18 protein-coding genes, 1 tRNA gene and 1 pseudogene are annotated in these 23,429 nt (G+C 72.7%); 8 read left to right on the top strand and 12 right to left on the bottom strand.

The window, feature by feature from the left end:
• Nucleotides 1-192 precede the first annotated feature (192 nt).
• The 4 genes from ACF1AL_RS22585 to ACF1AL_RS22570 all read right to left on the bottom strand — a co-directional run bounded on the left by ACF1AL_RS22585 (nucleotide 193) and on the right by ACF1AL_RS22570 (nucleotide 6,335).
• Nucleotides 193-4,449: a hypothetical protein gene (locus ACF1AL_RS22585; RefSeq protein ID WP_391827100.1), complete on the bottom strand. Its 4,257-nt coding sequence runs from the start codon at nucleotides 4,447-4,449 to the stop codon at nucleotides 193-195.
• A 257-nt stretch (nucleotides 4,450-4,706) separates the two neighbouring features.
• Nucleotides 4,707-4,919: a DUF4287 domain-containing protein gene (locus ACF1AL_RS22580; RefSeq protein WP_366836951.1), complete on the bottom strand. Its 213-nt coding sequence runs from the start codon at nucleotides 4,917-4,919 to the stop codon at nucleotides 4,707-4,709.
• A 137-nt stretch (nucleotides 4,920-5,056) separates the two neighbouring features.
• Nucleotides 5,057-5,989 carry a M56 family metallopeptidase gene (locus tag ACF1AL_RS22575; protein WP_391827098.1) on the bottom strand — a complete coding sequence of 311 codons (933 nt, stop codon included), beginning with the start codon at nucleotides 5,987-5,989 and terminating at the stop codon, nucleotides 5,057-5,059.
• Between the two features lie 7 nt (nucleotides 5,990-5,996).
• A complete protein-coding gene (locus tag ACF1AL_RS22570; RefSeq protein WP_384201881.1) occupies nucleotides 5,997-6,335 on the bottom strand; it encodes a BlaI/MecI/CopY family transcriptional regulator in 339 nt (112 codons plus the stop codon).
• A 507-nt stretch (nucleotides 6,336-6,842) separates the two neighbouring features.
• Here ACF1AL_RS22570 and ACF1AL_RS22565 point away from each other — a divergent pair.
• From ACF1AL_RS22565 to tatA, 4 genes and pseudogenes are all read left to right on the top strand, one after another.
• Nucleotides 6,843-7,205, top strand: a complete 363-nt coding sequence (locus tag ACF1AL_RS22565; protein ID WP_366836948.1) for a metalloregulator ArsR/SmtB family transcription factor — start codon at nucleotides 6,843-6,845, stop codon at nucleotides 7,203-7,205.
• Nucleotides 7,198-9,918: an HAD-IC family P-type ATPase gene (locus tag ACF1AL_RS22560; RefSeq protein ID WP_391827096.1), complete on the top strand. Its 2,721-nt coding sequence runs from the start codon at nucleotides 7,198-7,200 to the stop codon at nucleotides 9,916-9,918. The genes ACF1AL_RS22565 and ACF1AL_RS22560 overlap by 8 nt, the downstream gene beginning before the upstream one ends.
• 144 nt (nucleotides 9,919-10,062) lie before the next feature.
• Nucleotides 10,063-11,814, top strand: coding sequence for an LCP family protein (locus tag ACF1AL_RS22555; RefSeq protein ID WP_391778031.1), 1,752 nt, complete (start codon nucleotides 10,063-10,065; stop codon nucleotides 11,812-11,814).
• A gap of 63 nt (nucleotides 11,815-11,877) precedes the next feature.
• Nucleotides 11,878-12,030, top strand: a pseudogene (gene tatA, locus ACF1AL_RS22550) (Sec-independent protein translocase subunit TatA); the annotation flags it as partial.
• Between the two features lie 35 nt (nucleotides 12,031-12,065).
• On the opposite strand, the gene ACF1AL_RS22545 reads toward tatA, so the two are convergent.
• From ACF1AL_RS22545 to ACF1AL_RS22525, 5 genes are all read right to left on the bottom strand, one after another.
• Nucleotides 12,066-12,875 carry a DUF2637 domain-containing protein gene (locus ACF1AL_RS22545; protein WP_391827094.1) on the bottom strand — a complete coding sequence of 270 codons (810 nt, stop codon included), beginning with the start codon at nucleotides 12,873-12,875 and terminating at the stop codon, nucleotides 12,066-12,068.
• 15 nt (nucleotides 12,876-12,890) lie between these two features.
• Nucleotides 12,891-13,103: a hypothetical protein gene (locus ACF1AL_RS22540; RefSeq protein WP_391827092.1), complete on the bottom strand. Its 213-nt coding sequence runs from the start codon at nucleotides 13,101-13,103 to the stop codon at nucleotides 12,891-12,893.
• 374 nt (nucleotides 13,104-13,477) lie between these two features.
• Nucleotides 13,478-13,551, bottom strand: a tRNA-Pro gene (locus tag ACF1AL_RS22535).
• Between the two features lie 33 nt (nucleotides 13,552-13,584).
• Nucleotides 13,585-14,382: a Pr6Pr family membrane protein gene (locus tag ACF1AL_RS22530; RefSeq protein ID WP_391827090.1), complete on the bottom strand. Its 798-nt coding sequence runs from the start codon at nucleotides 14,380-14,382 to the stop codon at nucleotides 13,585-13,587.
• A gap of 78 nt (nucleotides 14,383-14,460) precedes the next feature.
• Nucleotides 14,461-15,387, bottom strand: a complete 927-nt coding sequence (locus ACF1AL_RS22525) for a metallophosphoesterase (RefSeq protein ID WP_366836900.1) — start codon at nucleotides 15,385-15,387, stop codon at nucleotides 14,461-14,463.
• A 172-nt stretch (nucleotides 15,388-15,559) separates the two neighbouring features.
• On the opposite strand from ACF1AL_RS22525, the gene ACF1AL_RS22520 reads away from it, so the two are divergent.
• The gene (locus tag ACF1AL_RS22520; RefSeq protein ID WP_366836899.1) at nucleotides 15,560-16,024 is read left to right on the top strand and encodes a GatB/YqeY domain-containing protein; all 465 of its coding nucleotides are present in this window, start codon (nucleotides 15,560-15,562) and stop codon (nucleotides 16,022-16,024) included.
• Between the two features lie 105 nt (nucleotides 16,025-16,129).
• On the opposite strand, the gene ACF1AL_RS22515 is transcribed toward ACF1AL_RS22520, so the two are convergent.
• The gene (locus ACF1AL_RS22515) at nucleotides 16,130-18,388 is read right to left on the bottom strand and encodes a transglycosylase domain-containing protein (protein WP_366836898.1); all 2,259 of its coding nucleotides are present in this window, start codon (nucleotides 18,386-18,388) and stop codon (nucleotides 16,130-16,132) included.
• Between the two features lie 540 nt (nucleotides 18,389-18,928).
• Between ACF1AL_RS22515 and wblA the strand changes: the two genes are divergently transcribed.
• Nucleotides 18,929-19,258 carry a transcriptional regulator WblA gene (gene wblA, locus ACF1AL_RS22510; RefSeq protein ID WP_391658972.1) on the top strand — a complete coding sequence of 110 codons (330 nt, stop codon included), beginning with the start codon at nucleotides 18,929-18,931 and terminating at the stop codon, nucleotides 19,256-19,258.
• A gap of 263 nt (nucleotides 19,259-19,521) precedes the next feature.
• Here the strand turns inward: wblA and ACF1AL_RS22505 are convergent, their stop codons facing one another.
• Together ACF1AL_RS22505 and ACF1AL_RS22500 are read right to left on the bottom strand one after the other, a co-directional pair.
• A complete protein-coding gene (locus tag ACF1AL_RS22505; protein WP_391827088.1) occupies nucleotides 19,522-20,997 on the bottom strand; it encodes an ArsA family ATPase in 1,476 nt (491 codons plus the stop codon).
• Nucleotides 20,994-21,971 carry an ArsA-related P-loop ATPase gene (locus ACF1AL_RS22500; protein WP_366836896.1) on the bottom strand — a complete coding sequence of 326 codons (978 nt, stop codon included), beginning with the start codon at nucleotides 21,969-21,971 and terminating at the stop codon, nucleotides 20,994-20,996. Before ACF1AL_RS22500 ends, ACF1AL_RS22505 begins: the two co-directional genes overlap by 4 nt.
• A 153-nt stretch (nucleotides 21,972-22,124) precedes the next feature.
• On the opposite strand from ACF1AL_RS22500, the gene ACF1AL_RS22495 reads away from it, so the two are divergent.
• A complete protein-coding gene (locus ACF1AL_RS22495; protein ID WP_003975360.1) occupies nucleotides 22,125-22,286 on the top strand; it encodes a DUF4177 domain-containing protein in 162 nt (53 codons plus the stop codon).
• Nucleotides 22,283-22,747, top strand: a complete 465-nt coding sequence (locus tag ACF1AL_RS22490) for a RidA family protein (protein ID WP_366836895.1) — start codon at nucleotides 22,283-22,285, stop codon at nucleotides 22,745-22,747. The genes ACF1AL_RS22495 and ACF1AL_RS22490 overlap by 4 nt, the downstream gene beginning before the upstream one ends.
• Nucleotides 22,748-23,429: the final 682 nt, after the last annotated feature.

Below are 23,429 nucleotides of genomic sequence, written 5' to 3'. Positions count from 1 at the left end.
TCCCCCAAGCTCTTCGAGCAGGGGGGACCCCCAGGGCGGCACGGGTGGGCGCGGGCGGCACCCCGCAACGCCGGGCAGCGCACCCCCACGGCGCTCACCCCGGCGCCGGGCGCCACGCACCCCACGGCGTCAACCGCAACGCCGGCACGCGCACCCCAAGGGCCCCGTGCCCCACGGCGTTCACCACCCCCGTCACCCCCCACACGGCGGCGAATAAGACAACCGCGGCAAATACTCCCGCCACTTCTCCTCCGTCAGCACCCCCCGCGTAGACGCACAAATACGGTCGACCGCCGAAGCCACATCCAGACTCCACAACCGCACCGTGTCCGCCCCGCTGGAAACCCCGAGCATCCGCCCCCGGGGACTGAACGACAAGAAGCTCCCCGTCCGCGCCCGAGCACTCATCGACGACCCGATCGCCGCCGGGTCACCGGGATCGCCGACGTCCCACAGCCGCACCGTCGTGTCGTTCCCCCCACTGGCCAGCGTGCGCCCGTCCGCACTGAACGTCAGCGAAACGACCGCCTCGGTGTGCCCGGTGAGCCGCCGCCCGACCCCGGTGGCCCGCCCCGGATCGGTGACGTCCCACAGCCGCACCGTGTCGTCGTCGCTCCCACTGGCCAGCGTCCGCCCGTCGGGCCCGTAGGCGAGCACGTTGACCGGCCCCCGGTGTCCGGTGAGCGGCCGCCCACGCGGCACGGCATGCGCGGGATCGCTCACGTCCCACAACCGCACCGTCGCGTCCGCGCTCCCGCTCGCCAGCGTCCCCCCGTCGGGACTGAACGCGAGCGAGTAGACGTACCCCTGATGCCCGGTCAGCGGCGCCCCCAGCGGGCGCGGCCGCGCCGGATCCGCGACGTCCCACAGCTGGATCGTGCGGTCCTCGTACGCCGAGGCCAGCACCCGCCCGTCCGGGCTGAACGTCAGCGCGTCCCCGCCGGCGTACCGGATGCGCAGCGTGATCGGCTGGGCGTAGGGCCGCGGCCGTACGGGATCGGTGACGTTCCACAGCCGGATCTCACCGCTGGCCATGAGCGCGGCGAGGACGTGCCCGTTGGGGGAGAACGCCATCCGGCGGACGTGGCCCGCCGCGGGGGAAAACGGTTCTCCCAGCCGGGCGGGACGGCCGGGCGCGGTGACGTCCCACAACCGGACCAGCCCGTCGTCGGCCGCCGTCGCCAGCACCTGCCCGTCGGGCCGGAAGGCCCCCACGTGCCCGGCCATGTCGGACGTGGGCACGGACCACAGCCGCACCCGCCCGTCCCCGCTGCCCGTCGCCAGCGTCCGCCCGTCACGGCTGAACCCCACCGTGTACATCTCGCCGCTGCCGCCCGCGAGCGGCCCGCCGACCTGGGAGGGGTACGCCGGGTTCGCCACGTTCCACAGGCTCGCCGTGGAGTCCGCGCTGCCCGCCGCGAGCAGCGTGCCCTGCGGGTTGAAGGCCACCGACCAGATCGGCCCGGCGTGGCCGGTCAGCGGCGCGCCGAGGCGCTGCGGCCGCCGCGGATCGGCCACGTCCCACAGCTGGACCGTGTCGTCCGCGCTGCCGCTGGCCAGGGTGCGCCCGTCGGGGCTGAACGCCACGGAGTGCACGGTGGCCCGGTGCCCGGTCAGCTCCGCCGGCAGCTGCCCCGGGTGGCGCCGGTCGGACAGGTCCCACAGCCGGATCGCCTTGTCGTCGCCCCCGGCGGCCAGGGTCCGCCCGTCCGGGCTGAACGCCACGGAACGCACGGCCGCGCCGTGCCCGGTCAGCGGCTCCCCGAGCGGCTTGGCGTGCGCCGGGTCGGCCATGTCCCACAGCCGTACGGAGCGGTCCTCGTCGGCGGACGCGAGCGTCCGCCCGTCGGGGCTGAACGCCAGCAGGTAGATCGTGCCCGCGTGCCCGGACAGCGGCGCGCCGAGGGGCCGCGGCTGCCGCGGGTCGCCGACGTCCCACAGGCGGATCGTTCCGTCGTCGGAGGCGCTGGCCAGGGTGTGCCCGTCGGGACTGAACACCGCGCTGCTCACCCAGCTGCCGTGCCCGGTGAGCGGCCGGCCCAGGGGGTGCGGCCGCCCCGGATCGGCCACGTCCCACAGCCGTACGGTGCGGTCGTAGCCGGCGCTCGCCAGCAGCCGCCCGTCCGGGCTGAACGACGTCAGATACACCGCGCCGGTGTGCCCGCTCAGCGGGGTCGCCAGCGGGGCGTTCACGATCGACAGCAGCCGGTTGCGGGTGCCCTCGTCGCCCGGCCGCAGCCGGTGCGCCACCAGGTCGATCTGCGCCGACAGCGACGGATCGGTGTCCTGCACCCGGTCCGCCTCCGCGACGACCTGCTCGAACACGGCGTCGTCCCGCTGCTGCCACGCCACCACGGCCGCCCCGGCCGCCACGATCGCGAGCGCGACGAGCGCCGCCACCGCCGCCCGGCTGATCATCACCGTGCGCCGGCGCAGCCGTACCGAGGCCGCGAGGAACTCCACCGCGCCCCGCGTGAGCAGGCTGTCGCCGGCCGTGTTCGCCCAGGTGCGCGCCTGTTCGAGCCGCGACCCCCGGTACAGCAGCGAGGAGTCGCGGTGCGAGGCCTCCCAGGCCCGGCCGTCCTCCTCCAGCCGCTGCCGCAGCAGATGTCCGGAGCGGTCCTCCTCGATCCAGTTCCGCAGCCGCGGCCAGGCGTGCAGCAGCGCCTCGTGGGTGATCTCCACGGTGTCCGCGTCCAGCGTCAGGAGCCGGGCCTGGACCAGCGCCTCCAGCGACTCCTGCGTCTTGTCCGGATCGGCGGACTCCGCGGTCAGCTCCCGCCGCGTGCCGCGTCGCCGGGTGGCCTGCGTGTCCTCGCCGAGCCGCACCAGCCGCAGCAGGAGCAGCCGCGCGGCCGTCCGCGCCGCCGGGTCCAGCCCGGCCCAGGCCCGCTCGGCCGTCGCCGCCACCGCGCCCTGGATGCCGCCGGCCGCCCGGTAGCCGGCCAGCGTCAGCCGGCCGCCCTTGCGCCGCTGCCAGGTGGCCAGCAGGGCGTGCGACAGCAGCGGCAGCACCCCGGCGTCGTGCGCGCCGCGCGGGCCGTCCGCGCCGACCTCCCGCACGATCAGCTCCGCGAGCCCCGTCTCCAGCTCCAGCCCCACGGCCTTGGCCGGTGCGGTCACCGCCTCCCGCAGCTCGGTGCCGGTCAGCGGGCCGAGCACCATGTGCCGGTGCTGCAGCGCGTCGGCGAGTTCCGGATGGGCGAGACAGCGGTCGTAGAAGTCGGCGCGGATGCCGAGGACGACCAGGGCGGCCGGCCGCGGACCGGCGCACAGGGCGTGCAGCAGCCCGATGAAGGCACGCCGCTCGGCCTCGTCGGCGCAGAGGGTGAACGTCTCTTCGAACTGGTCGACGATGACCACGGGCCGAGGCCCGTCCCCGGCCCACGCGACGACGGCCTCCCGAACGGCCCCCGGGCTCACGGCCCCGGGCCCCGTCGTGGCCACGGCACCCGCGCTCTCGTAGGCGGCGCGTGCACTCGGGGGCACGGCACCCGTGCTCCCGGACGCGGCGCCTGCACTCCCGGCCACGGCACCCGTGCCCCCGGACGCCGCCCCCGGCTCTCCGTCGGCTACGGCACCCGCCTCACCGGGCGCCGCGCCCGGTACCTCGGGCAGCGTGGGGATACGACGGCGCAGCTCACCGACCGGATCGGCCCCCGGCACCATCTGCACGACGATCCGCTCGACCCCGCCGACCCGCACCGCACCGGTAGGCAACGCCCCGCCGGCCCACACGGCACCGCCGGCCCGCTCTGTGCCGCCGGTCCGTTCGGCACCGGTGGGCAATGCCCCGCCGGTCCGCTCGGCCCCGCCGGCCGGCTCGCCGTCGTCGCCCTCACTCGTGGCCGCCCGCAGGGCCGGCACCAGCCCGGCGTGCAGCAGGGAGGACTTCCCCGCCCCGGACGCGCCGACCAGCATCGCGAGCCCGCCGGTGCGCTCGGCGGACCGCAGCAGTTCCACCAGGCTGTCCGTGCTGCGCTGCCGGCCGAAGAACCAGCGGGCGTCCTGCTGCCGGTAGGAGGCGAGCCCCCGGTAGGGGCACACCCCGCCCGACACGGACGCGTTGTCCTGCGCCGACGGCGGATCCTGCCCCGAGTGGGCCGGGCGCTCGGCGGCCGGACCCGCGACGGCGCTCTCCCACAGCCGCTGCCACTCACCCAGGTCGTACAGACCCGGGCAGGCAGGGGTGGGCTGCAAACGGCGCGCCTGCGGAATCAGCACGTGCAGGACGGCCGCGAGGGCGGCGAACTGAGCCGGCACGTTGCGGGCCCGGCGCCAGTCGCTGATGCGCTGCGCGGACACCAGGACGGGCCGCCCCCGCTCGTCGACGCGCTGGAGCCGGACCACCGCCTCGGCCACGCGTTTGAGCGGTGGGTTGCCGGCCTCGCCGTACAGCAACGCGAGGCGTTCCGCGAAGGCCGTGCGTGCCCCTGAGTCGGAACTCAAGGTGTCCCACCCCTTACTTCCCCCGCGTCTGCTTCCGGACCGGAAAACTCACCCTATACGGCTGACCTGCGCGGACGCCGCCGGACGGAGTTCGCGGCCTCCTCGGTGCGGGCCCGCTCTGGCAGGATCCCAGATCCGCCGCTCCTCGATCCGCGCCGGCCGCCGACACCGGCCCGGATCGATCCGCACGCACCGCTCGGCACCGGTCCGCACGAGGGGACGGACCGGTGCCGGACGGTGCGGCGGCGGACGGCGGGTCACCCCTTCCGGATCCCGGCGAGGGTGTGGGCGACGACGGCGTTGGCATGACCGTGCCCCATTCCGTGCTCGGTCTTCAGCAGGGCCACCAGCTCCATGTGCTTCGCCGGCAGCGCCGCGCGGACGATGTCCTGCCAGTGGGCGACGGGGTGGCCGTACGTCTTCTCGATGGACGGGAAGTAGCTCGCGGGCCCCTTGACGGCGTCGGTCATCGTGTGCGGCTCCCTGCTCGTCGCGCCCGGTGCCCGGACGCCTGCGCTCACTGGTGTCGCTCTTTATGACCCCTGCCCGCGCCGACGCTCATCGGCACCCGTGAGTGGCGTGCCTCACACACCCCGCCGGACGGCGATCACAGCGGGGTGGCCGCGCGCAGCAGGAACAGCAGGGTGACCGCCGAGTTCGCGGAGAACAGGGCGGACAGTACGGCTCCGGTGGCCGCCGTCCACAGCGCCAGACCGACCGTGGTGAACAGCGACGGCCAGGTCCGTATGGCGGGCGCGGGACCCAGCAGCGCGGCGACCCGGCGGGGCAGCGGGCCGGGCGCGGCCAGCGCGGCCAGCGTCGGCGCGGGGGTGGAGCGCGAGACCAGGGCCGCCTTGCCGATCGCGCGCGCCACGGCCGTACGGCTGCCGACGGCCTGCGCGGCCTCCTCGTCCGCCCAGCGTTCCGCGGTGTACGTCACCGCGGTCCGCAGCGGCAGCAGGAACGGGTTGGCGCAGGCCGCGAGCCGCACGAGCAGCAGATGACGGTGGTGCCGGGCGGCCAGGTGGGCCCGCTCGTGGGCGAACAGCGCGCGCCGCTCGCGCGAGGCGAGATGCCCGAGCAGCGCCGTGGACACCACGATCCGGTCGCGCGGGCCTCCGGGCAGGGCGTAGGCGTACGGCTCGTGGTCCGGCAGGACCGCCACCTCCCGCGGCGGCAGTCCCGCGAGCGCGCGATGTGCCCGCCGACGCACCCGGTGATGGTGCAGCAGCACCCGGGCGCAGGCGCCGACGACCACGAGCAGCGCGGGGATCGCGGCCTTGCCGGCGACCTCGTGATGCGGCACGCTCTCGCGCACCTCGGGGTCCGACCAGGCGTCGGGCAGCGGGTTGCCGGGCAGCTGGGCGGTGCCGACCACCATCAGCAGCGCCAGACACACGGTGCTGCACAGCGCCATCACCGTGGAGACACCGGTCAGCAGCAGCGTGGCCGTGCGCGGATGCAGACGCTGGGCGGCGAGCCGTGCGACCGGCCACGCGGTCAGCGGCAGCACCAGCGGGAGGAAGACGAAGATCCCCATCCGGCGGTCAGTCCTCGCCGGTGGCCCGGTCCAGGAGTTCGCGCAGCAGCTGCTCGTCGCCCTCCGGCAGTCCGGTGACGAAGCTGGCGAGCACCGCACGGCGGTCCTGCTCGCCGTCCAGGACCTTGCGCATCCGCAGCGCGGCGAGCCCGGCGGGGTCCGCGGCCGGCATCCACACGAAGGAGCGCCCCTCACGCCGGCGGGTCACGGCGTTCTTGGCGAGCAGACGGGCCAGCACGGTCACGACGGTGGTGTACGCCAGATCGGCCGCGAGCCGCTCCTGCACCCAGCCCGCCGTCACGGGCCCGCCGGCCTCGTGCAGCACGGCCAGCACCCGAGTCTCCAAGGACCCATTGGCCCGACGCCGCCGCCCCGACTCCACCACGCCCCGCCTCCCTTCCCCACGAACACCTCCGGCCGAGGCGTCACATCGTACAAAGCGGACGACCACCGCCCCGCCGGCGACCAACGGCAGACCCCCCCCGAAGGCGAAGCCGAGGAAGAGCCACCGGCCTCCACCCGACAGCCGCCGACGGCGAGCCCGCCCCACGAGGGCCACCCGCACCCGACATCGATGCCCGCACGGGTGGTGCGGGTCGGAACGAACACGCCCCGAAGGCGAAGCCGAGGACGGGGCCACCGGCCCTCCACCCGACAGCCGCCGACGGCGGGCCCGCCCCGCGAGGGCCACCCGCACCCGACATCGATGCCCGCACGGGTGGTGCGGGTGGGAACGAGTACGGCCGAAGGCGAAGCCGAGGCCGACCGCACCGCGAACCCCCGCCCCACCCCACCCCCCTACCATGGTGACCCGCAGGCATCGGCCGAGCCGAGGCGGGAACAGGAGAGGTTCGTGAAGGACAGAGCCGACGGCGTCGAGGACCCGCCCGCCGAGGTACTCGCAGAGGCGGCCGCCGCGTTCGGCCTGCTCGCCTCCTCCGCCCGGCTGCACCTGATGTGGGCCCTCTCCCAGGGCGAGAGCGACGTCACGCACCTCGCGCACCGCGTGGGCGGCGCCCTGCCCGCCGTGAGCCAGCACCTGGCGAAGCTGAAGCTCGCCGGGCTGGTCCGCTCCCGCCGCGAGGGCCGGCGGCAGGTGTACTACATCGACGACCCGGACATCGCCACGCTGGTCCGCGTCATGGTGGACCAGATGACGGCCCGCACCCAGCAGGCCACCGCCCCCGCCCACCGCCTGCGCCGGATCGGTGGCTGAGACGACGGCGTCCCCGACCCCGGACGCACAGCAGGACGACCCAAGGCCCCCCGCCGCACCCCCCACCCTCCTCCAAGTACTCCGAGAGACGGCCACCACCCCACGCGGCCTCACCGAGGCCGAAGCCCAGGCCCGTCTGGCCCGCCACGGCGAGAACACCCTCCCGCCCGGCCCGGACACCACCTGGCCCCGCCGTGTCGCCCGCGGCCTGCGCGACCCCTTCACCGCCGTCCTGCTCTGCCTCGGCCTCGTCTCCGCGGCCGTCCTCGCCTGGGGCACCGCCGCCGTGATCCTCCTGCTGGTGGCCCTGAGCTGCGTGCTCCGCGCGACCGGCGAGCACCGCGCCGACCGTTCCACCGCCGCCCTGCGCGAGCTGGTCGCGACGACGGTCACCGTCCAGCGCCGCGCCGACGAGGACGCACCGCCCGTCAGCCGCGAGATCCCGGTCGGCGAACTGGTCCCCGGGGACATCGTCCGGCTCGGCCCGGGCGACCTGATACCGGCGGACGTACGCCTGCTGCGCGCCCGCGGCCTGACCGTGCACCAGTCCGCGCTGACCGGCGAATCCGCCCCGGTGCCCAAGCACGCCGACGACCCGCCGCCCTCGTACCGCAGCGCCGGCGTACTGGAGCAGCCGCAGTACTGCTTCCAGGGCAGCAGCGTGGCGTCCGGCAGCGCCACCGCGGTCGTCACGGCGACGGGCGCGCGGACCCGGTTCGCCGCCGCGCACGCCCACGGCCCCGACCGGCGGCAGCCCGGCGCCTTCGACCGCTCGGTGCACGGCGTCTCCTGGATCCTCATCCGGTTCATGCTGCTGACCCCGCCGCTGGTGCTCATGGCGAACGCGGCGTTGCGTGACCGAGGTCTGGAGACCCTGCCGTTCGCCGTCGCCGTGGCCGTCGGGCTGACCCCGGAGATGCTGCCGGTCCTGGTCACCACCTGCCTGGCCCGCGGCGCCGCCCGGCTCGCCCGCGCCCACGGAGTGATCGTGCGGCGGCTGCCCGCGCTGCACGACCTCGGCGCGGTCGACGTGCTGTGCCTGGACAAGACCGGCACCCTCACCCAGGACCGCCCGGTCGTCCACCGCGCCCTCGGCCCGGACGGCCGCGACGACCCCGCCGTACTGCACTGGGCGGCCGTCAACGCGTGGTGGACCCTGCACCTCGCCGACCTGCCTGCACCGGACGCCCTGGACGAGGCCCTGCTGGAAGCAGCGTTCCGCGAGACGGACGAGCCGGACGCACTGATGGCCCACAGCGTGCCGGGCGAGCGGATGGCTCACGACGGGCCGGGCGAGCGGATGACCTACAACGCCCCGGACGAGCTGATGGCCTACGACGGGGTGGCCGCCCTCCCGTTCGATCCGCTGCGCCGCCTCGCCACCGCCGTCGTCCGCACGCCCGGCCGCCTCGGCACGCACACCCTGGTCGTGAAGGGAGACGTCGAGGCCGTCCTGGAACGCTGTGCGCTGCCCGACGCCGACCGCGCCCGCCTCCACGACCTGGCCGCCCACCGGGCCGGCGACGGCCTGCGCGTCCTCGCGGTCGCCACCGCCGAACGCCCCGCCCGCATTCGCGCCCACACGCCCGCCGACGAGCGCGGCCTCACCTTCCGCGGCCTGGTCACCCTGCGCGACGCGCTCGCCCCGACCGCCGCCGCCGCGCTGAGGGACCTCACCGACCGCGGTGTCACCGTCAAGGTCCTCACCGGCGACCACCCGGCCACCGCCGCCCGCGCCTGCCGCGACCTCGGCCTCCCCGTCACCGCCGACGCCGTCGTCTCCGCCGGCCACGTCGACACCCTCACCGACGCCGAACTCGCCGAGCTGGCCGGCCGTACGACCGTCTTCGCCCGCTGCACCCCGGAGCACAAGGCCCGCATCACCCGCGTTCTGCGCACCGCACACACCGTCGGCTTCCTCGGCGACGGCGTCAACGACCTGCCCGCGCTGCGCGCCGCCGACGTCGGCATCGCCCCGCGCGACGCGGCGGACGTGGTCCGCGAGGGCGCCGACGTCGTGCTCGCCGGGAAGGACCTCACCGCGATCGCCCACGGCATCGCCGCCGGCCGGGAGGCGGGCGCCAACATCGCCACGTATCTGCGCGTCACGCTCTCCTCCAACCTCGGCAACGTGATCGCGATGCTCTCCACCGGCCTGCTGCTGCCCTTCCTGCCCATGCTCCCGGCCCAGGTCCTCGTGCAGAACCTGTGCTTCGACGCCGCCCAGCTCGCCTTCGCCTACGACCGCCCGCACCCCCGCCTGCTCACCCGGCCGACCCTGCTGCACCCCCGTGACCTGCTGCGTTTCCTCACCGGTTTCGGCGCGTTGAACGCGGTCGCCGACCTCGCCACCTTCGGCGCGCTCGCGCTCGCCCTGCACGGACCGGGCACGGGGGACGACCAGGCGGAGTTCCACTCGGGCTGGTTCACGGAGAACCTCCTCACCCAGGCCCTGGTCATGCTCCTGCTGCGCACCGGACGGCATGCCGCCGAACGGCGAGCACCGAGCCCGGTCACCTGGGCCGCCGCGGCCCTGGTCGCCGTAGGACTGGCGCTCCCGCCGTCCCCGCTCGGGCCGCCTCTCGGACTGACCTCCCTCCCCGGGCTGTACTACGCGCTGCTCACCGCCGTTCTCGCCGTGTACGCCGCCTGTCTCGCGGCCGTGGGATCCCGTCACGAACGGCGTGGACGGACAGGGGAGGGGAAGCCGTGATGTTTCACGTGGAACCACGCACCGCCCTCGTGCCTCCCCTGTAAAGGGATGGTGGGACCGCACGGCCGACCGCTCGTCATTTGTTAGATTGCGCAATCACGCAAGCAAGACGCCCGATCGTCCGATCGTTCAGGGGAGTGGGAGATGAGCGAGCCGCGGAACGGTCCGGGCGGCCAGGCCACGCGTGCCAGAGGCGGCGACGGCGGCAGGCGCACCCGGCGTGACGAGCCGACACCCCGCTCGGACGTCCCCGGCCCGCGCCGCCACAGCTCCCACAAGGCGGGCTCGCGCCCGGAGAAAGCCGGCGAGCGCTCCCAAGGCCCCGGGTCCCGCGGCTCCGGCTCCCGCGCGCGCCGCCGGCCCCGGCAGCCGGTGAGCCGCGCCCGGCGCCTCCTGCGGTTCGCCGGAATCTGCCTCTCCCTGCTCGTCCTGATCACCGCCGGTGCCGGCTGGTGGTTCTACGAGCACCTGAACGGCAACATCAACAGCGTCTCGCTGGACGGCAAGGGCGGCACGGAGACGGCGGACGCCTTCGGCCGCACCCCGATCAACATCCTGGTCATGGGCTCCGACGGCCGTACCAGCGCCGAGGACTGCAAGCTCGGCGGCGGCTGCTCGAAGACCGGCGTGCAGACCGGCAGCAACGCGGACGTGCAGATGGTGGTGCACATAGCGGCCGACCGTTCCAACGCGACCGTGATGAGCATCCCGCGCGACACCATGACCCAGGTCCCGGCCTGCAAGGACCCGGCGGACGGCCGGTCCACGCCCGGCTACTACGGCCAGATCAACAGCGCGCTGGAGTACGGCCCCGCCTGCCAGGTGGCCACGGTCCACCAGCTCACCGGCATCCCCATCGACCACTTCGTCAAGCTCGACTTCTCCGGAGTGGTGAAGATGTCCGACGCGGTCGGCGGCGTCTCCGTCTGCGTCGACGACAACGTCTACGACACCTACTCGCACCTGAAGCTGTCCCGCGGCACGCACACCCTCAAGGGCGTCGCGGCCCTGCAGTTCGTCCGCTCCCGGCACGGCTTCGGCGACGGCAGCGACCTGGGCCGTACCGTCTCGCAGCACATCTTCCTCAGCGCGATGATCCGCAAGTTCAAGAGCGCGGGCACGCTCACCGACCCGACCGCGGTCTACGACCTCGCCGACGCCGCGACCAAGGCGCTGACCGTGGACGACGGTCTCGACAGCGTCCGCAAGCTGGTCTCCCTCGCGGCGGACCTGGACAAGGTCCCGACGAAGAGCATGACGTTCACGACGATGCAGACGGCCCCCGACCCCGCGAACCGCGACCGCGTGGTCGTGGGCCCGGGCGCCAAGAGCCTGTTCGCCACCATCGCCGGCGACCAGTCCCTGACGGCGAAGGCCGGCGACAAGAAGCCGGCGGCCTCACCCTCCACCCCGCCGGTCCCGGCGTCGCGGATCGCGGTGACGGTGGAGAACGGCACGGCGATCACCGGCCGCGCCTCGGCCGTGGCGAGGGCGCTCACCGACGCCGGCTTCAGCCGCGACACGACCACCGAGAACGCCCCGAGCCGCACCGGCACGACGACCCTCACCTACGGCACCGGCCACAAGGCGGAGGCCGAAACGGCGGCCAAGGCGCTGGGCCTGCCGGCCACACACCTGAAGGAGGGCCCGGGCACCGGCCTGACCCTGGTGATCGGCGCGGACTGGCCCTCGGGCGCGACCTACCCCCACGGCAACGCCGCACCACCGGCCGCCGACACCAAGGAAGCCACGTCCAACGCCCACGCCCAGACCGCCGACGAGGCCAAGACCTGCGCCAAGGTCAGCCCGTACAAGACGGTCGAGCTGAACGGTGTCCCCATGACCCCGTCCCAGGCCTACGCGGCAGCAAGCGGAAAACCGGACTCGGACGCCTGACCTCCGACCCACAGTTATACAGTTGCGCAAGAAGGCAACCGACACCCCGGAGGTATGGGCACGATGCTCCGCAACGGCCTCGAACCCTGGCACCTGCTGATCGTGGCGATCGTCATCATCCTGCTCTTCGGCTCCAAGAAACTCCCTGAAGCGGCCCGCAGCCTGGGCAAGTCCCTCCGCATCCTCAAAAGCGAAGCAGCGGCCCTGAAATCGGACCCCCAGCCGGGAGCCCAAGACCACCGGCCCTGAGGCTAGGCCCTTTTCGTTTTCGTGGTCTCCGGAGAGTGGGGAACGAGGCGCTGTCGGCGACGCGAAGTCCTCTGCCGCGGGGGTCTGGTGAGCGTGATCTGACGGACCAACTGCTGGAAGCAGGCCAGCGACGCGAGGGCCGGCAAAGCGGCCGCGGCGACGCTCGTGAAGGTCCTCTCGGCCTCGGCCATGCAGAGGATCATCGCCAGAGAGGAAAACAGCAGAACGACGAACCACGAGTGCATCGCACGCTTTTGGTGCAGGGCGGCCCGCAGGACGGAGAGCGAGGCCACCATCCAGGGGCCATAGATCAGGAGCGGCCACGCGTGTGCCATGGCGCCCCGTGTACTGGGCGCGAGATGCAGAAGAGGCGCGTAGGCCACCATGCCGCCGAAGACACTGACCATCGAAACGATCACACAGGCGATCGCGGCGATGAGATAACTGAGGGTCTGCAGCCTCGTGAAGCGGGGCTCGCGGACACGCACCTTCCGATGCCCGGCGGAGAAGCGCCGGATGGGCGGTAACTCAGTGGTGATCTTGACCAGGTTGTCCATCGGGTCGTCGGTGCGGTCGATGCCGGGCGGCGGCTCGCTGCGAGGGGGTGGCACGGAAGCCACCTGCTCCGCCGTCGCGGCATCCTGCAGCAGGTAGGTGAGTTCCTCGACGGGATCCCAGCCCCCCACCGGCGAGGTCATCGAATGCAGCGTCTCGGTGGCACCCATGTGCCAGGGTGCGGACTGCCCGTCCTGGTAGCCGCCGAGATAATCATCGTGGCGGCTAAACCAGTGATCCGGATAATCGTGATTCACGGAAGTTCGCCTCCGTCAACCATGCGCGGCAAGACAATCGGAATGCCCTTGATCGCCCCACCGGCGGCTGATCTCTTCCTGGGCCGTGTCCAGCAGCGCCAGGAATTCCCTGAGCAGGGCCTCCGTCACCCGCAGTTCGACCTTCGCGCCGTCACCGTGCAGGGTGCCGTGGGCGTCGGGCGACGAGTAGGCCGAGGCGGGCGTGAAGATGTACCGCCCTACCGCCACGCCACGGGCCGTGGGGAGCTTTTCCGCAGTCGGCCTGGAGGATGCCGAGGAAAAGCAACTTGCTTTCGTCATAGTCCGCTAATGCATGCAGCGCTCCTCCGGATGCGCGGCAATCGAGTGAGGCGATTTGGTGAAACTTCATGGGAAGTGCTTGTCGTAAATTAAGCCGCGCCGAGTTCAATGTAATGGGCCGAGCGGATTGTCCTTCGAGTTTTTTTCGCCAGGCAGGAGACCTGTCCTTGCCGGCGCCGAGGACGTGACACACCCCACGACCGCTCTCCGGCTCGCGCCTGAGCGGACTCCGACGCAAGCCCTTGCCCCTCAAACACGTCAGAGGCCCATCCACGATCACGTGGATGGGCCTCTGACTGGCGTCGGGGTGGCGGGATTTGAACCCACGACCTCTTCGTCCCGAACGAAGCGCGCTGCCAAGCTGCGCTACACCCCGGTGTCGCTGCTCGTCGCGGCGACGTCGTTTACTTTAGCCCACTGGCGGCTGGAGACGAAATCCGGTTGTGGAGCGGGGGCGCCGGTGACGCCGCAGGGGGTTGGGGCGGACGTGGTCGAGGGCCACGAGGACGACTGCCAGGGCGTAGAAGGAGAGGCCCAGCAGGAGGGCGTTGGCGAGCACGCTCTTGTAGCCGTGCTGCTCGACGTCGAGGAAGGGGTACAGGTAGCGGGCCGGAGTGCCGGGCAGCAGGAACTCCGCGCGGGCCAGGGAGAAGGCCAGGTAGGCCAGCGGGTACAGGAGCCAGGTCGCCGCCTGGCGCAGGTGCAGGTGGCCCGGCGTGGTGAGCAGCAACCAGTCCAGGACCGCGGCCGCGGGGGCCACCGTGTGCAGGAGCTGGTTGGCCACCGCCGCCCAGCCCGTGGGCGCGCCGGCGCCGGTCATGGAGAACGGGCTCGCCGTGTTCGCCAGGAGCAGGTGGTACACGAGGGCCGTGATCACGACGTAGAGGAGCGTCGCGCCGGTCAGGGCCGAGGAGAGGGGGCGGCGGGCCGTCCAGGCGCGGCGGGCCGACAGGAGCGAGACCACGGCCAGCAGGACGCTGCTCTGGATCGTGAAGTAGGACAGGACCCGCGCCGGGCTGCCCAGGAGGAGGTAGAGGGTCACGCCGGCGGCGGCCAGGAGGGCCGTCAGGACGCGGAAGACCGCGGTGAGCGGGCGGCGCACCGGGGGGACCACCGCTGCGGCGGGGACCGGGGAGGGCAGGACGGCGGGGTGGGTTCCCGGTATCGCGGGCAGGTCCGGGATGTCCCTGGGTATCGGGGCTGTCATGCCCCCCAAGCTAGGCGTAAACGGGCAAGGGGGGCTTTTCGGGCTGGGCCGTGTGGGTGAGTGGCCGTGCTGGTCCGCTCAGTCCTTCGCCACCAGCGTCAGCAGCGTCGCCTCCGGCGGGCAGGCGAACCGTACCGGCGTGTAGCGGTTCGTGCCGCAGCCCGCCGAGACGTGCAGGAACGCCGTGCGGCCCTCGGCCGTGTGCGTGGACAGGCCCTTCACGCGGTCCGTGTCCAGGTCGCAGTTGGTGACCAGGGCGCCGTAGAAGGGGATGCACAGCTGGCCGCCGTGCGTGTGGCCCGCCAGGATCAGCGGGTAGTCGTCCGCCGTGAAGGAGTCCAGTACCCGCAGGTAGGGCGCGTGGACCACGCCCATCGAGAAGTCCGCCGAGCCGGACGGGCCGCCGGCCACCCGGGCGTAGCGGTCGCGCTTGATGTGCGGGTCGTCCAGACCGGTCAGCTCGACCGACACCCCGTCGATCTTCAGCGTCCCGCGCGTGTTGGTGAGGTTCAGCCAGCCGGCCGCGTCGAAGCCGTCCCGCAGGTCTTCCCACGGGTTGTGGACCACGCCGACGGCGGGCGGGTTGCCGTTCAGGCCGTGCCGGCCCTGGACCTTCTCGAACAGGTAGCGGGCGGGGTTGCGCAGCCGCGGGCCGTAGTAGTCGTTGGAGCCGAAGACGTACGCCCCCGGGAACTCCATCAGCGGGCCCAGCGCGTCCAGCACCTCCGGCACGCCCTCCGGGTCGGAGAGGTTGTCGCCCGTGTTGATCACGAAGTCGGGGCGCAGTCCGGCCAGCGAGCGCAGCCAGCGCTGCTTCTTGCGCTGCCCGCCGACCATGTGGATGTCGGAGACCTGCAGCACGCGCAGTGGGCGCATTCCGGACGGCAGGACCGGGACGGTCACCCGTCGCAGGCGGAAGGAGCGGGCCTCGAAGCCCGCCGCGTACACCACTCCGGCGGCGCCAGCCGCCGCGATTCCCAGGGGGATCTTGTATCGCGCGCGCATACGGACATCGTGTCAGATACGGACGACCGGCCGCGCCGGCCTGTGGACAACCCCGGCCGTCCCGGCGGCCCGGCCTGTGGACGACCCCATCCCAGCCGCCCGACGGCCGTCCGCGCGGCCCGCCGTTTAATCGACGGGCGTCCGCCCTCCCGCACCTGCGACAATCACTCGCATGACCACGCTCAAGTCGAAGCTGCAGGAAGACCTCAACGCCGCGATCAAGGAGCGCGACGAGCTCCGCTCCTCGACGCTCCGGCTGACGCTCGCCGCGATCACCAAGGAGGAGGTCGCGGGCAAGGAGAAGCGCGAGCTCTCCGACGACGAGGTGCAGAAGGTGATCACCCGCGAGGCGAAGAAGCGCCGCGAGGCCGCCGACGCGTTCGCCCAGGGCGGTCGCGCCGAGCAGGCCGAGCGGGAAAAGGCGGAGGGCGAGGTCCTCGCCGCCTACCTGCCCAAGCAGCTGTCCGACGACGAGTTGGAGGCGATCGTCGCCCAGGCCGTGGCGGAGGCCAAGGCGGCCGGCGCCGAGGGTCCGCGGGCCATGGGTGCCGTCATGAAGATCGTCAACCCCAAGGTGGCCGGCCAGGCCGAGGGCGGCCGCGTCGCCGCCGCGGTGAAGAAGCAGCTCGCCGGCTGATCCGGACGGCCACGCCGACCGCTCGGCGGTGACGACGACGGGGGCGCCCCCTCACCGAGGGGCGCCCCCGTCGCCGTAACCCTGCCGGAATCCAGTAGGAGCCTTTCAGCCGCCGTGGCCGCGTCCGTGGCCGCCGCCGTTGCCCTGGCCCTGGATCCAGCCCTCGGGGAGGGAGAAGGACGGAGTCGGGAACGGGCCGCCGCCGTTGTCGCCGCCGATCAGGCCGCCGATGAAGCCGCCGTCACCGCCGTTGTTGCCGTCGTCGCGGCCGTTGCCGTTCCCCTTGTCTTTTCCCTTGTCACCGTCCGGGATGTCGACCAGGGAGAAGTCCGGCGCGGGCTTGCCCTGCAGGGCGCCGGACATCATGTCCTTCCAGATCGGGCCCGGGACCTCGCCGCCGTAGACCTTGTCGTGCCAGACGCCGCCGATGGAGATCTGCTGCATCTTCCGCTTGTGCGCCGGGTCGCCGACCCACACCGCGCCGGCCATGTTCGGCGTGTAGCCCACGAACCAGGCCGCGTAGCGCTCGTCCGTGGTACCCGTCTTGCCCGCGCTGGGGCGGCTGTCGAGGCCCGCCTGCTTGCCGGTGCCGTCCTCGACGACGCCGCGCAGCAGCGTGTTGACCGTGTCGGCGGTCTTCTCGGACATCGCGCGCGAGCAGGTCGACTTCGGCACCCTCAGCGACTTCGTCTGGTCCCCGACCCGCTGCGTGATCGACTCGATGGCGACCGGCGTGCAGTACATCCCCCGCGAGGCGAAGGTCGCGTACGCGTTCGCCATGGTCAGCGGGGACATTTCCTGCGTGCCGAGCGCGATCGAGGGGGCCTGCTGCATCTTCTTGCCGTCGGCCCGCTGGACGCCCATCTTCTGCGCCATCTCGGTGACCGGGCAGATGCCGATCTCGCTGATCATCTGCACGAAGTAGGTGTTGACGGACTTGGCCGTCGCCTCCTTCATCGAGAACGGCCCGACCTCGGACTCGTTCTCGTTGGTCAGCTTCACGCCGCTCTCGTTCCACCGCTTGCCGTCACAGGCCGAGACGGGGTGCGGGTACTCCATCTCGTACGGCGAGGGGTAGGACTTCGTGGCGGGCATGCCGCCCTCCAGCGCCGCCGCCGCCACGATCGGCTTGAACGTCGAACCGGGCTGGTAGCCGGCGCCGCCGCCCATCTTCTGGTTGACCGAGAGGTTGATCTGCGTCTCGTTCTTCCCGAAGCCGTACGGCCGGGACTGGCCCATCGCGAGGATCTTGCCGGTGCCGGGCTCGACGATGGTGGCGGCGGTCGCCACGTCGTCGCTCTTGTTCACGTGCTCCTTGACGGAGGCCTGCAGCGACTCCTGGGCCTGCGGGGCGAGTGTGGTGTGGATGGTCAGGCCGCCCTGGTTCCACACCTTCGCCCGCTCCGCGCGCGTCTTGCCGAAGACCGGGTCGGTCAGGAAGACCTCGCGGACGTAGTCACAGAAGAAGCCGGCGCCCTGCACGGCCGTGATGCAGCCGTTCTTGGGGCGGCTGACCTTCAGGCCCAGCGGGGCCGCCTTGGCGCGGTCGGCCTCGGCCTGGGAGACGTCGCCGACCTCGGCCATGCGCTGCAGCACGATGTTGCGCCGCTTGGTGGCCTCCGCCTCGTCGTTCACCGGGTCGTAGCGGCTCGGCGACTGCACGATGCCGGCCAGCAGGGCCGACTCCTGCAGGTTGAGGTCCTTGGCGGGCTTGGAGAAGTAGCGCTCGGAGGCGGCCTCGATGCCGTAGGCCTGCTCGCCGAAGAACGTGATGTTCAGGTAGTTCTCGAGGATCTTCTTCTTGCCCAGCTCCTCCTCGACCTGGATCGCGAACTTCAGTTCCTTGATCTTGCGGCCGAGTGTCTGCTGGGTGGCCTCGGCGACCTTCGTCGGGTCGTCGCCGGCCTCCTCCACGAAGACGTTTTTCACGTACTGCTGTGTCAGCGTGGACGCGCCCTGGGCGACGCCGCCGCTCTGCGCGTTCTTGTTCAGCGCGCGCAGCACGCCCTTCAGGTCGATCGCGCCGTGCTGGTAGAAGCGCGAGTCCTCGATCGCGACGATCGCCTTCTGCATGTACGGCGAGATGTCCTTCAGGGCCACCACCGTGCGGTCACGGGAGTAGACCGAGGCGATCTGGCCGCCGTCCGCGTCGAGGATGGTGGTGCGCTGACTCAGCGGCGGGGTCTTCAGGCTGACCGGGAGCTCGTCGAAGCTCTCCACCGAGCCCTTGGCGGCCAGGCCCAGCGCGCCGACCGCGGGCAGCGCGATACCGGCCAGCACCGCTCCCGCGAGCACACTGACACCGAGGAACTTGGCGGCCTGCTGCGTTGGCGACAGACCACCGCCCGAGCGCTTCTTTGGCATGAGGGCAGCCTACGTTCTCATTCGCCGGACACGCGTATATGCCTTGGCCTAAGCTGCTCTCAACTGTCACAGCGGTGCGGCCACGTATCAATACGTCCGGCGACCCCGAATCGTTCCGGCCGTCCCCCTTTCGGCGGGAAATCCGCCGAAGCCTGCCGGGATCCGCGCGAGTTCGCGGGGTGCCGGCGGTGGTCCGCGGGGGCGCCCGGGGTGTTCGCGAGGGTCATGCGCGGGTGGTGCCGCGGGTGTCATGCGCGCGGGTTGCCCGCGGGGGCGGCGTGTCCGAATCCGCCTTGTGTGTCATACGGCGTCCCTTGTGGCGAGCCGGTGCTGTCCCGGTTTGCCGGGAGAGTCGCGTATGTCGCCCGCTCACTCGCCCGGGTGATCTCACGCTTCCCCATAGTCCGTTCGGGCCATTCAAGATTGGGCCCGCTGGGGGTGTTGCGCTGTGCCCACCTTCCGTAACGTCCTCAACTGGCGGCGGTGAATATGCCGCTGCCGCCGTGGGGGAGCCTCGATTCGGGAGAGGACGGCGCCGGTATGGGCTGGGTAACCGACTGGAGTGCGCAGGCGGCCTGCCGCACTACCGATCCGGATGAACTGTTCGTTCAGGGAGCAGCGCAGAACAGGGCCAAGGCGGTGTGCACCGGATGCCCGGTACGCACCGAATGCCTGGCCGACGCGCTCGACAACCGCGTCGAGTTCGGCGTGTGGGGAGGCATGACGGAACGGGAGCGCCGCGCTCTGCTGCGCCGGCGTCCGACGGTCACCTCCTGGCGCCGGCTCCTGGAGACCGCGCGCACGGAGTACGAGCGTGGGGCGGGCATCGTGCCCCTCGAGGACGACCAGGTGTACGCAGCGGTGAGCTGACGGACGCAGGGGTACGGCGTCCGGGAGTGCACGGCGTGCAGCGTCACGCCGGGCGCGTCGACGTGCGCCGGGTGCGCTGACGTACGGCGGATGCACCGACGTGTGCCGCACGCGTTCACGCGCGCCGGATGCGTTCACCTGCACCGCACACGCTCACGTGCACCGCACGCGTTGAAGCACACCGTCGCCCGGACGAGCCGGGCAGGCCGGACGCCGTGGAGAAAGCCACCAGTACCCAGGCAGCCACCCCCCAAGCGGCACGCCTACGGCAGCTCCGGCCGGTTCGCCGCGAGGCGGTCGCCGATGTTCCGCAGCCCCGCGAGGTCGTGCACATCGCCGGGCAGCGCGGCCACCTCGGCCACCGCGACCTCGGGATGCAGTGCGGTGAAGCGATCCCGCGTGCGCTGCTCGCGGGAGAGCAGCTGCATGCGTTCGGCGTGCAGCCTCAGCAGACCGGCGGCCAGCCGGTCGGCGTTCCGGGTGCCGTCCTCGGCGGGCGGGGGAGCCTCGTCGGTGCGGGCGGCGGCAGATCCCCGGTGGTTCGGGGAATCCGCGTCGGTCCGGAAGTCCTCGGTGCGGTCGAAGTCCTCGGTGCTGTCGGGGTCCGCGGCGTGCGCGGGGCGCTCCGGGTCCGCGGCGTTCTCGGTGCTCTCAGGGCGTTCGGTGCTCTCAGGGCTCTCCGGGCTCTCGGGTGCTGAACTTCCGTACGTGTCGGGAGAGTTACGAAGTCCAGCTTTCCCGCCCGTCTGATCCACAATGCGGACGTCCTCAAGATTTTCCGCGGCCGCGAGCGCCCGCTCCGCGGACAGCTGGGCGGCGCCGCTGCCGTGGACCCGGTTGAGCACCAGGCCGGCCAGCGGCATCTTCTCCGCCGCCAGCCGCTGCACGAAGTACGCCGCCTCCCGCAGCGCGTCCCGCTCCGGCGCCGCCACCACCAGGAACGCCGTCCCCGGCGCCTGCAGCAGCTTGTACGTGGCGTCCGCGCGCGTGCGGAACCCGCCGAAGGTCGTGTCCATCGCCGCCACGAACGTCTGCACGTCCTTCAGCAGCTGACCGCCGAGCAGCTTGCCCAGCGTCCCGGTCATCATCGACATGCCGACGTTGAGGAACGCCATCCCGGCCCGGCCGCCGAGCTTCGCGGGCGCCGTGAGCAGCCGGATCAGCCGGCCGTCCAGAAACGAGCCGAGCCGCTTGGGCGCGTCCAGGAAGTCCAGCGCGGAACGGGACGGCGGCGTGTCGACCACGATCAGGTCCCACTCGTCCCGGGCCCGCAGCTGGCCCAGCTTCTCCATCGCCATGTACTCCTGCGTGCCCGCGAAGCCCGCCGAGAGCGACTGGTAGAAGGGGTTGCCCAGGATCGCGGCCGCCCGGTCGGGATCCGCGTGCGCCTCGACGATCTCGTCGAAGGTGCGCTTCATGTCCAGCATCATCGCGTGCAGCTCGCCGCCGGCGGAGTCCTCGATGCCCTTGACCCGGCGCGGCACGTTGTCCAGCGAGTCGATGCCCATGGACTGCGCGAGCCGCTTGGCAGGGTCGATGGTGAGCACGACCACCTTGCGCCCGCGCTCCGCGGCCCGCAGGCCGAGCGCCGCGGCGGTGGTCGTCTTGCCGACACCGCCCGAGCCGCAGCACACCACGATCCGGGTCTGCGGGTCGTCCAGGATCGGATCGACGTCGAGCACACGCGCGGGCGCGAGAGGGCGGGTGCCCTCGGCGGCGAGAGCCGGTTCCGGACTCATGCGATCCCCTGCTTCCGCAGCTTGGTGGCGAGTTCGTACAGGCCCGCCAGGTCCATGCCTTCCGCGAGCAGGGGCAGTTCGTGCAGCGGCAGGCCCAGCTCGCCCAGCGTGGCCCGCTGCTCCTGCTCCAGCGCGTGCCGCTCGGCGTACTCCTCGGCCTGCTCCAGCAGCGGGTCCACCAGACGCTCGGCGTGCCCGCCGCGGCGCGCCCCGCCGAGCCCGGCCGCCGACAGCGACTGCGCGAGAGCCGCCCGCGGCGTGGTCCGTACGAGGTCCAGCTCGGCGGCGTCCAGCAGCGAGGGCCGCACCATGTTCACGATGATCCGGCCCACCGGCAGCCGGGCCGCGTGCAGCTCGGCGATACCGTCCGCGGTCTCCTGGACCGGCATCTCCTCCAGCAGCGTCACCAGGTGCACGGCCGTCTCCGGCGACTTCAGCACCCGCATCACGGCCTGCGCCTGATTGTGTATCGGGCCGATCTTCGCAAGCCCGGCGACCTCGTCGTTGACGTTCAGGAACCGGGTGATGCGGCCGGTGGGCGGCGCGTCCATCACCACGTAGTCGTAGATGAAACGCCCCGACTTGTCCTTTCTGCGCACCGCTTCGCACGCCTTGCCGGTCAGGAGCACGTCCCTGAGGCCGGGTGCGATGGTGGTGGCGAAGTCGATCGCGCCGAGTTTCTTCAGCGCGCGGCCGGCACCGCCGAGCTTGTAGAACATCTGGAGGTAGTCCAGCAGCGCCAGTTCGGGGTCGATGGCCAGGGCGAACACCTCCCCGCCCCCGGGCGCCACCGCGATCTTGCGCTCCTCGTACGGCAACGCCTCCGTCTCGAAGAGCTGTGCGATGCCCTGCCGTCCCTCGACCTCGACGAGAAGCGTCCGCTTCCCCTCCGTCGCGAGGGCCAGCGCGAGAGCGGCGGCGACCGTCGTCTTCCCGGTCCCACCCTTGCCGCTGACCACCTGGAGCCTGCTCACGTCTTCGAGCGTAACCAGTCCGCGTCCGGGTCAACCCGCAGGCTGTGGACAACGGGGTGGCGGAGAGCGCCGAGGGCTGTGGAAAACCCGGGCCGCGGGGCGTGCTGGGGGCAGGTCAGAGGGGGCGCGCGGCACAGCGGCTACAGTCCCCCCATGACCAAGTGGGAATACGCAACCGTGCCGCTGCTCGTCCATGCCACGAAGCAGATTCTGGACACCTGGGGCGAGGACGGCTGGGAGCTCGTCCAGGTCGTGCCCGGCCCGAACAACCCCGAGCAGCTGGTGGCCTACCTGAAGCGGGAGAAGCAGGCATGAGCGCCGTCGAGCAGAAGCTGGCCGAGCTGGGCCTGACGCTGCCGGAGGTCGTGCCGCCGCTCGCCGCCTACCAGCCGGCCGTGCAGTCCGGCCCGTACGTGTACACCGCCGGCCAGCTGCCGATGGTCGAGGGCAAGCTGCCCGTCACCGGCAAGGTCGGCGCCGAGGTCACTGCGGAGGAGGCCAAGGGCCTGGCCCGCACGTGTGCCCTCAACGCCCTGGCCGCCGTGAAGTCCGTCGCGGGCGACCTGGACCGGATCGCGCGCGTGGTCAAGGTCGTCGGCTTCGTCGCCTCGGCGTCCGACTTCACCGGCCAGCCCGGCGTGGTCAACGGCGCCAGCGAGCTGCTCGGCGAGGTCCTCGGCGACAAGGGCGTGCACGCGCGCAGCGCGGTCGGCGTGGCCGTCCTGCCGCTGGACGCGCCGGTCGAGGTCGAGATCCAGGTCGAGCTGCTGCCGTAGGACGCGCGGGCGGCCCGGGGGCTGCCCGCGATCAGCGGCGGATGCCGGGCCGCCGCGGCGATGACCTGCGGCCGCCGCGCGGCTGCGGTGACGGGCCGCGCCGTGTCGCCGCTGTCGCGACAGTCCGCGCTGTCTCGCTGCTGCCGCGATGGCAGCGGCCGCCGGGTGGCTGCCGCGATGGCCCGCGGCTGCTCGCCTTTGGCTGTCGGGCCGCCGACCGGCATGGGCGAGGCCGGTACCGCCGCCTCCGATGGCCGAGGTCGGACCGCCGCCCGCCTTCGTTGGCGACGATCGGCCGTTGCCGCGCCCACGGGCGACTGTCCGGCCGCTGCCGCGCCCACGGCGGCTGCCGGGCCGCTGCCGCGCTCACCGGCGACTCCCCGGCGGCTGTCGGTCCACTGCCGCGACCCCGGCGGCTGCCAGCCCGTCGCCACACTCCCCGGCGGCTGGGAGCGGGCCGTGGCGCCGGCGTCTGTCGAGCTGCCACCGTGCCCACCGGCGGCTGGGAGCCTGCCACCGCGTCGGCGCCTGTCGAGCGGCCACCGCGCCGGCGGCTGCGAGCCCGCCCACCGGCGGCTCACCCGCGACCGTCGGGCTGCCGCCTCGCCCACCGGCGACTGCCCGACCGCCGCCGTGCTCACCAGCCGCCGCCGGCCCGCCACCGCGCCCCCTGCGGCAGCCG

This window comes from Streptomyces sp. NPDC014801 (genome assembly GCF_043082085.1).
Classification (GTDB): Bacteria; Actinomycetota; Actinomycetes; order Streptomycetales; family Streptomycetaceae; genus Streptomyces.
The sequence above is the reverse complement of the archived record's forward strand: the minus strand, read 5'-3'. Positions and strand labels throughout refer to the sequence as shown.

Excerpts from the sequence above, each read along its gene's own strand:
- ACF1AL_RS22555 (WP_391778031.1), top strand. The coding sequence starts at position 10,063 with ATGAGCGAGCCGCGGAACGGTCCGGGCGGCCAGGCCACGCGTGCCAGA.
- ACF1AL_RS22575 (WP_391827098.1), bottom strand. The coding sequence starts at position 5,989 with ATGGGGATCTTCGTCTTCCTCCCGCTGGTGCTGCCGCTGACCGCGTGG.
- ACF1AL_RS22525 (WP_366836900.1), bottom strand. The coding sequence starts at position 15,387 with ATGCGCGCGCGATACAAGATCCCCCTGGGAATCGCGGCGGCTGGCGCC.
- ACF1AL_RS22490 (WP_366836895.1), top strand. The coding sequence starts at position 22,283 with ATGAGCGCCGTCGAGCAGAAGCTGGCCGAGCTGGGCCTGACGCTGCCG.
- ACF1AL_RS22530 (WP_391827090.1), bottom strand. The coding sequence starts at position 14,382 with ATGACAGCCCCGATACCCAGGGACATCCCGGACCTGCCCGCGATACCG.
- ACF1AL_RS22520 (WP_366836899.1), top strand. The coding sequence starts at position 15,560 with ATGACCACGCTCAAGTCGAAGCTGCAGGAAGACCTCAACGCCGCGATC.
- ACF1AL_RS22515 (WP_366836898.1), bottom strand. The coding sequence starts at position 18,388 with ATGCCAAAGAAGCGCTCGGGCGGTGGTCTGTCGCCAACGCAGCAGGCC.
- ACF1AL_RS22505 (WP_391827088.1), bottom strand. The coding sequence starts at position 20,997 with ATGAGTCCGGAACCGGCTCTCGCCGCCGAGGGCACCCGCCCTCTCGCG.
- wblA (WP_391658972.1), top strand. The coding sequence starts at position 18,929 with ATGGGCTGGGTAACCGACTGGAGTGCGCAGGCGGCCTGCCGCACTACC.
- ACF1AL_RS22580 (WP_366836951.1), bottom strand. The coding sequence starts at position 4,919 with ATGACCGACGCCGTCAAGGGGCCCGCGAGCTACTTCCCGTCCATCGAG.
- ACF1AL_RS22495 (WP_003975360.1), top strand. The coding sequence starts at position 22,125 with ATGACCAAGTGGGAATACGCAACCGTGCCGCTGCTCGTCCATGCCACG.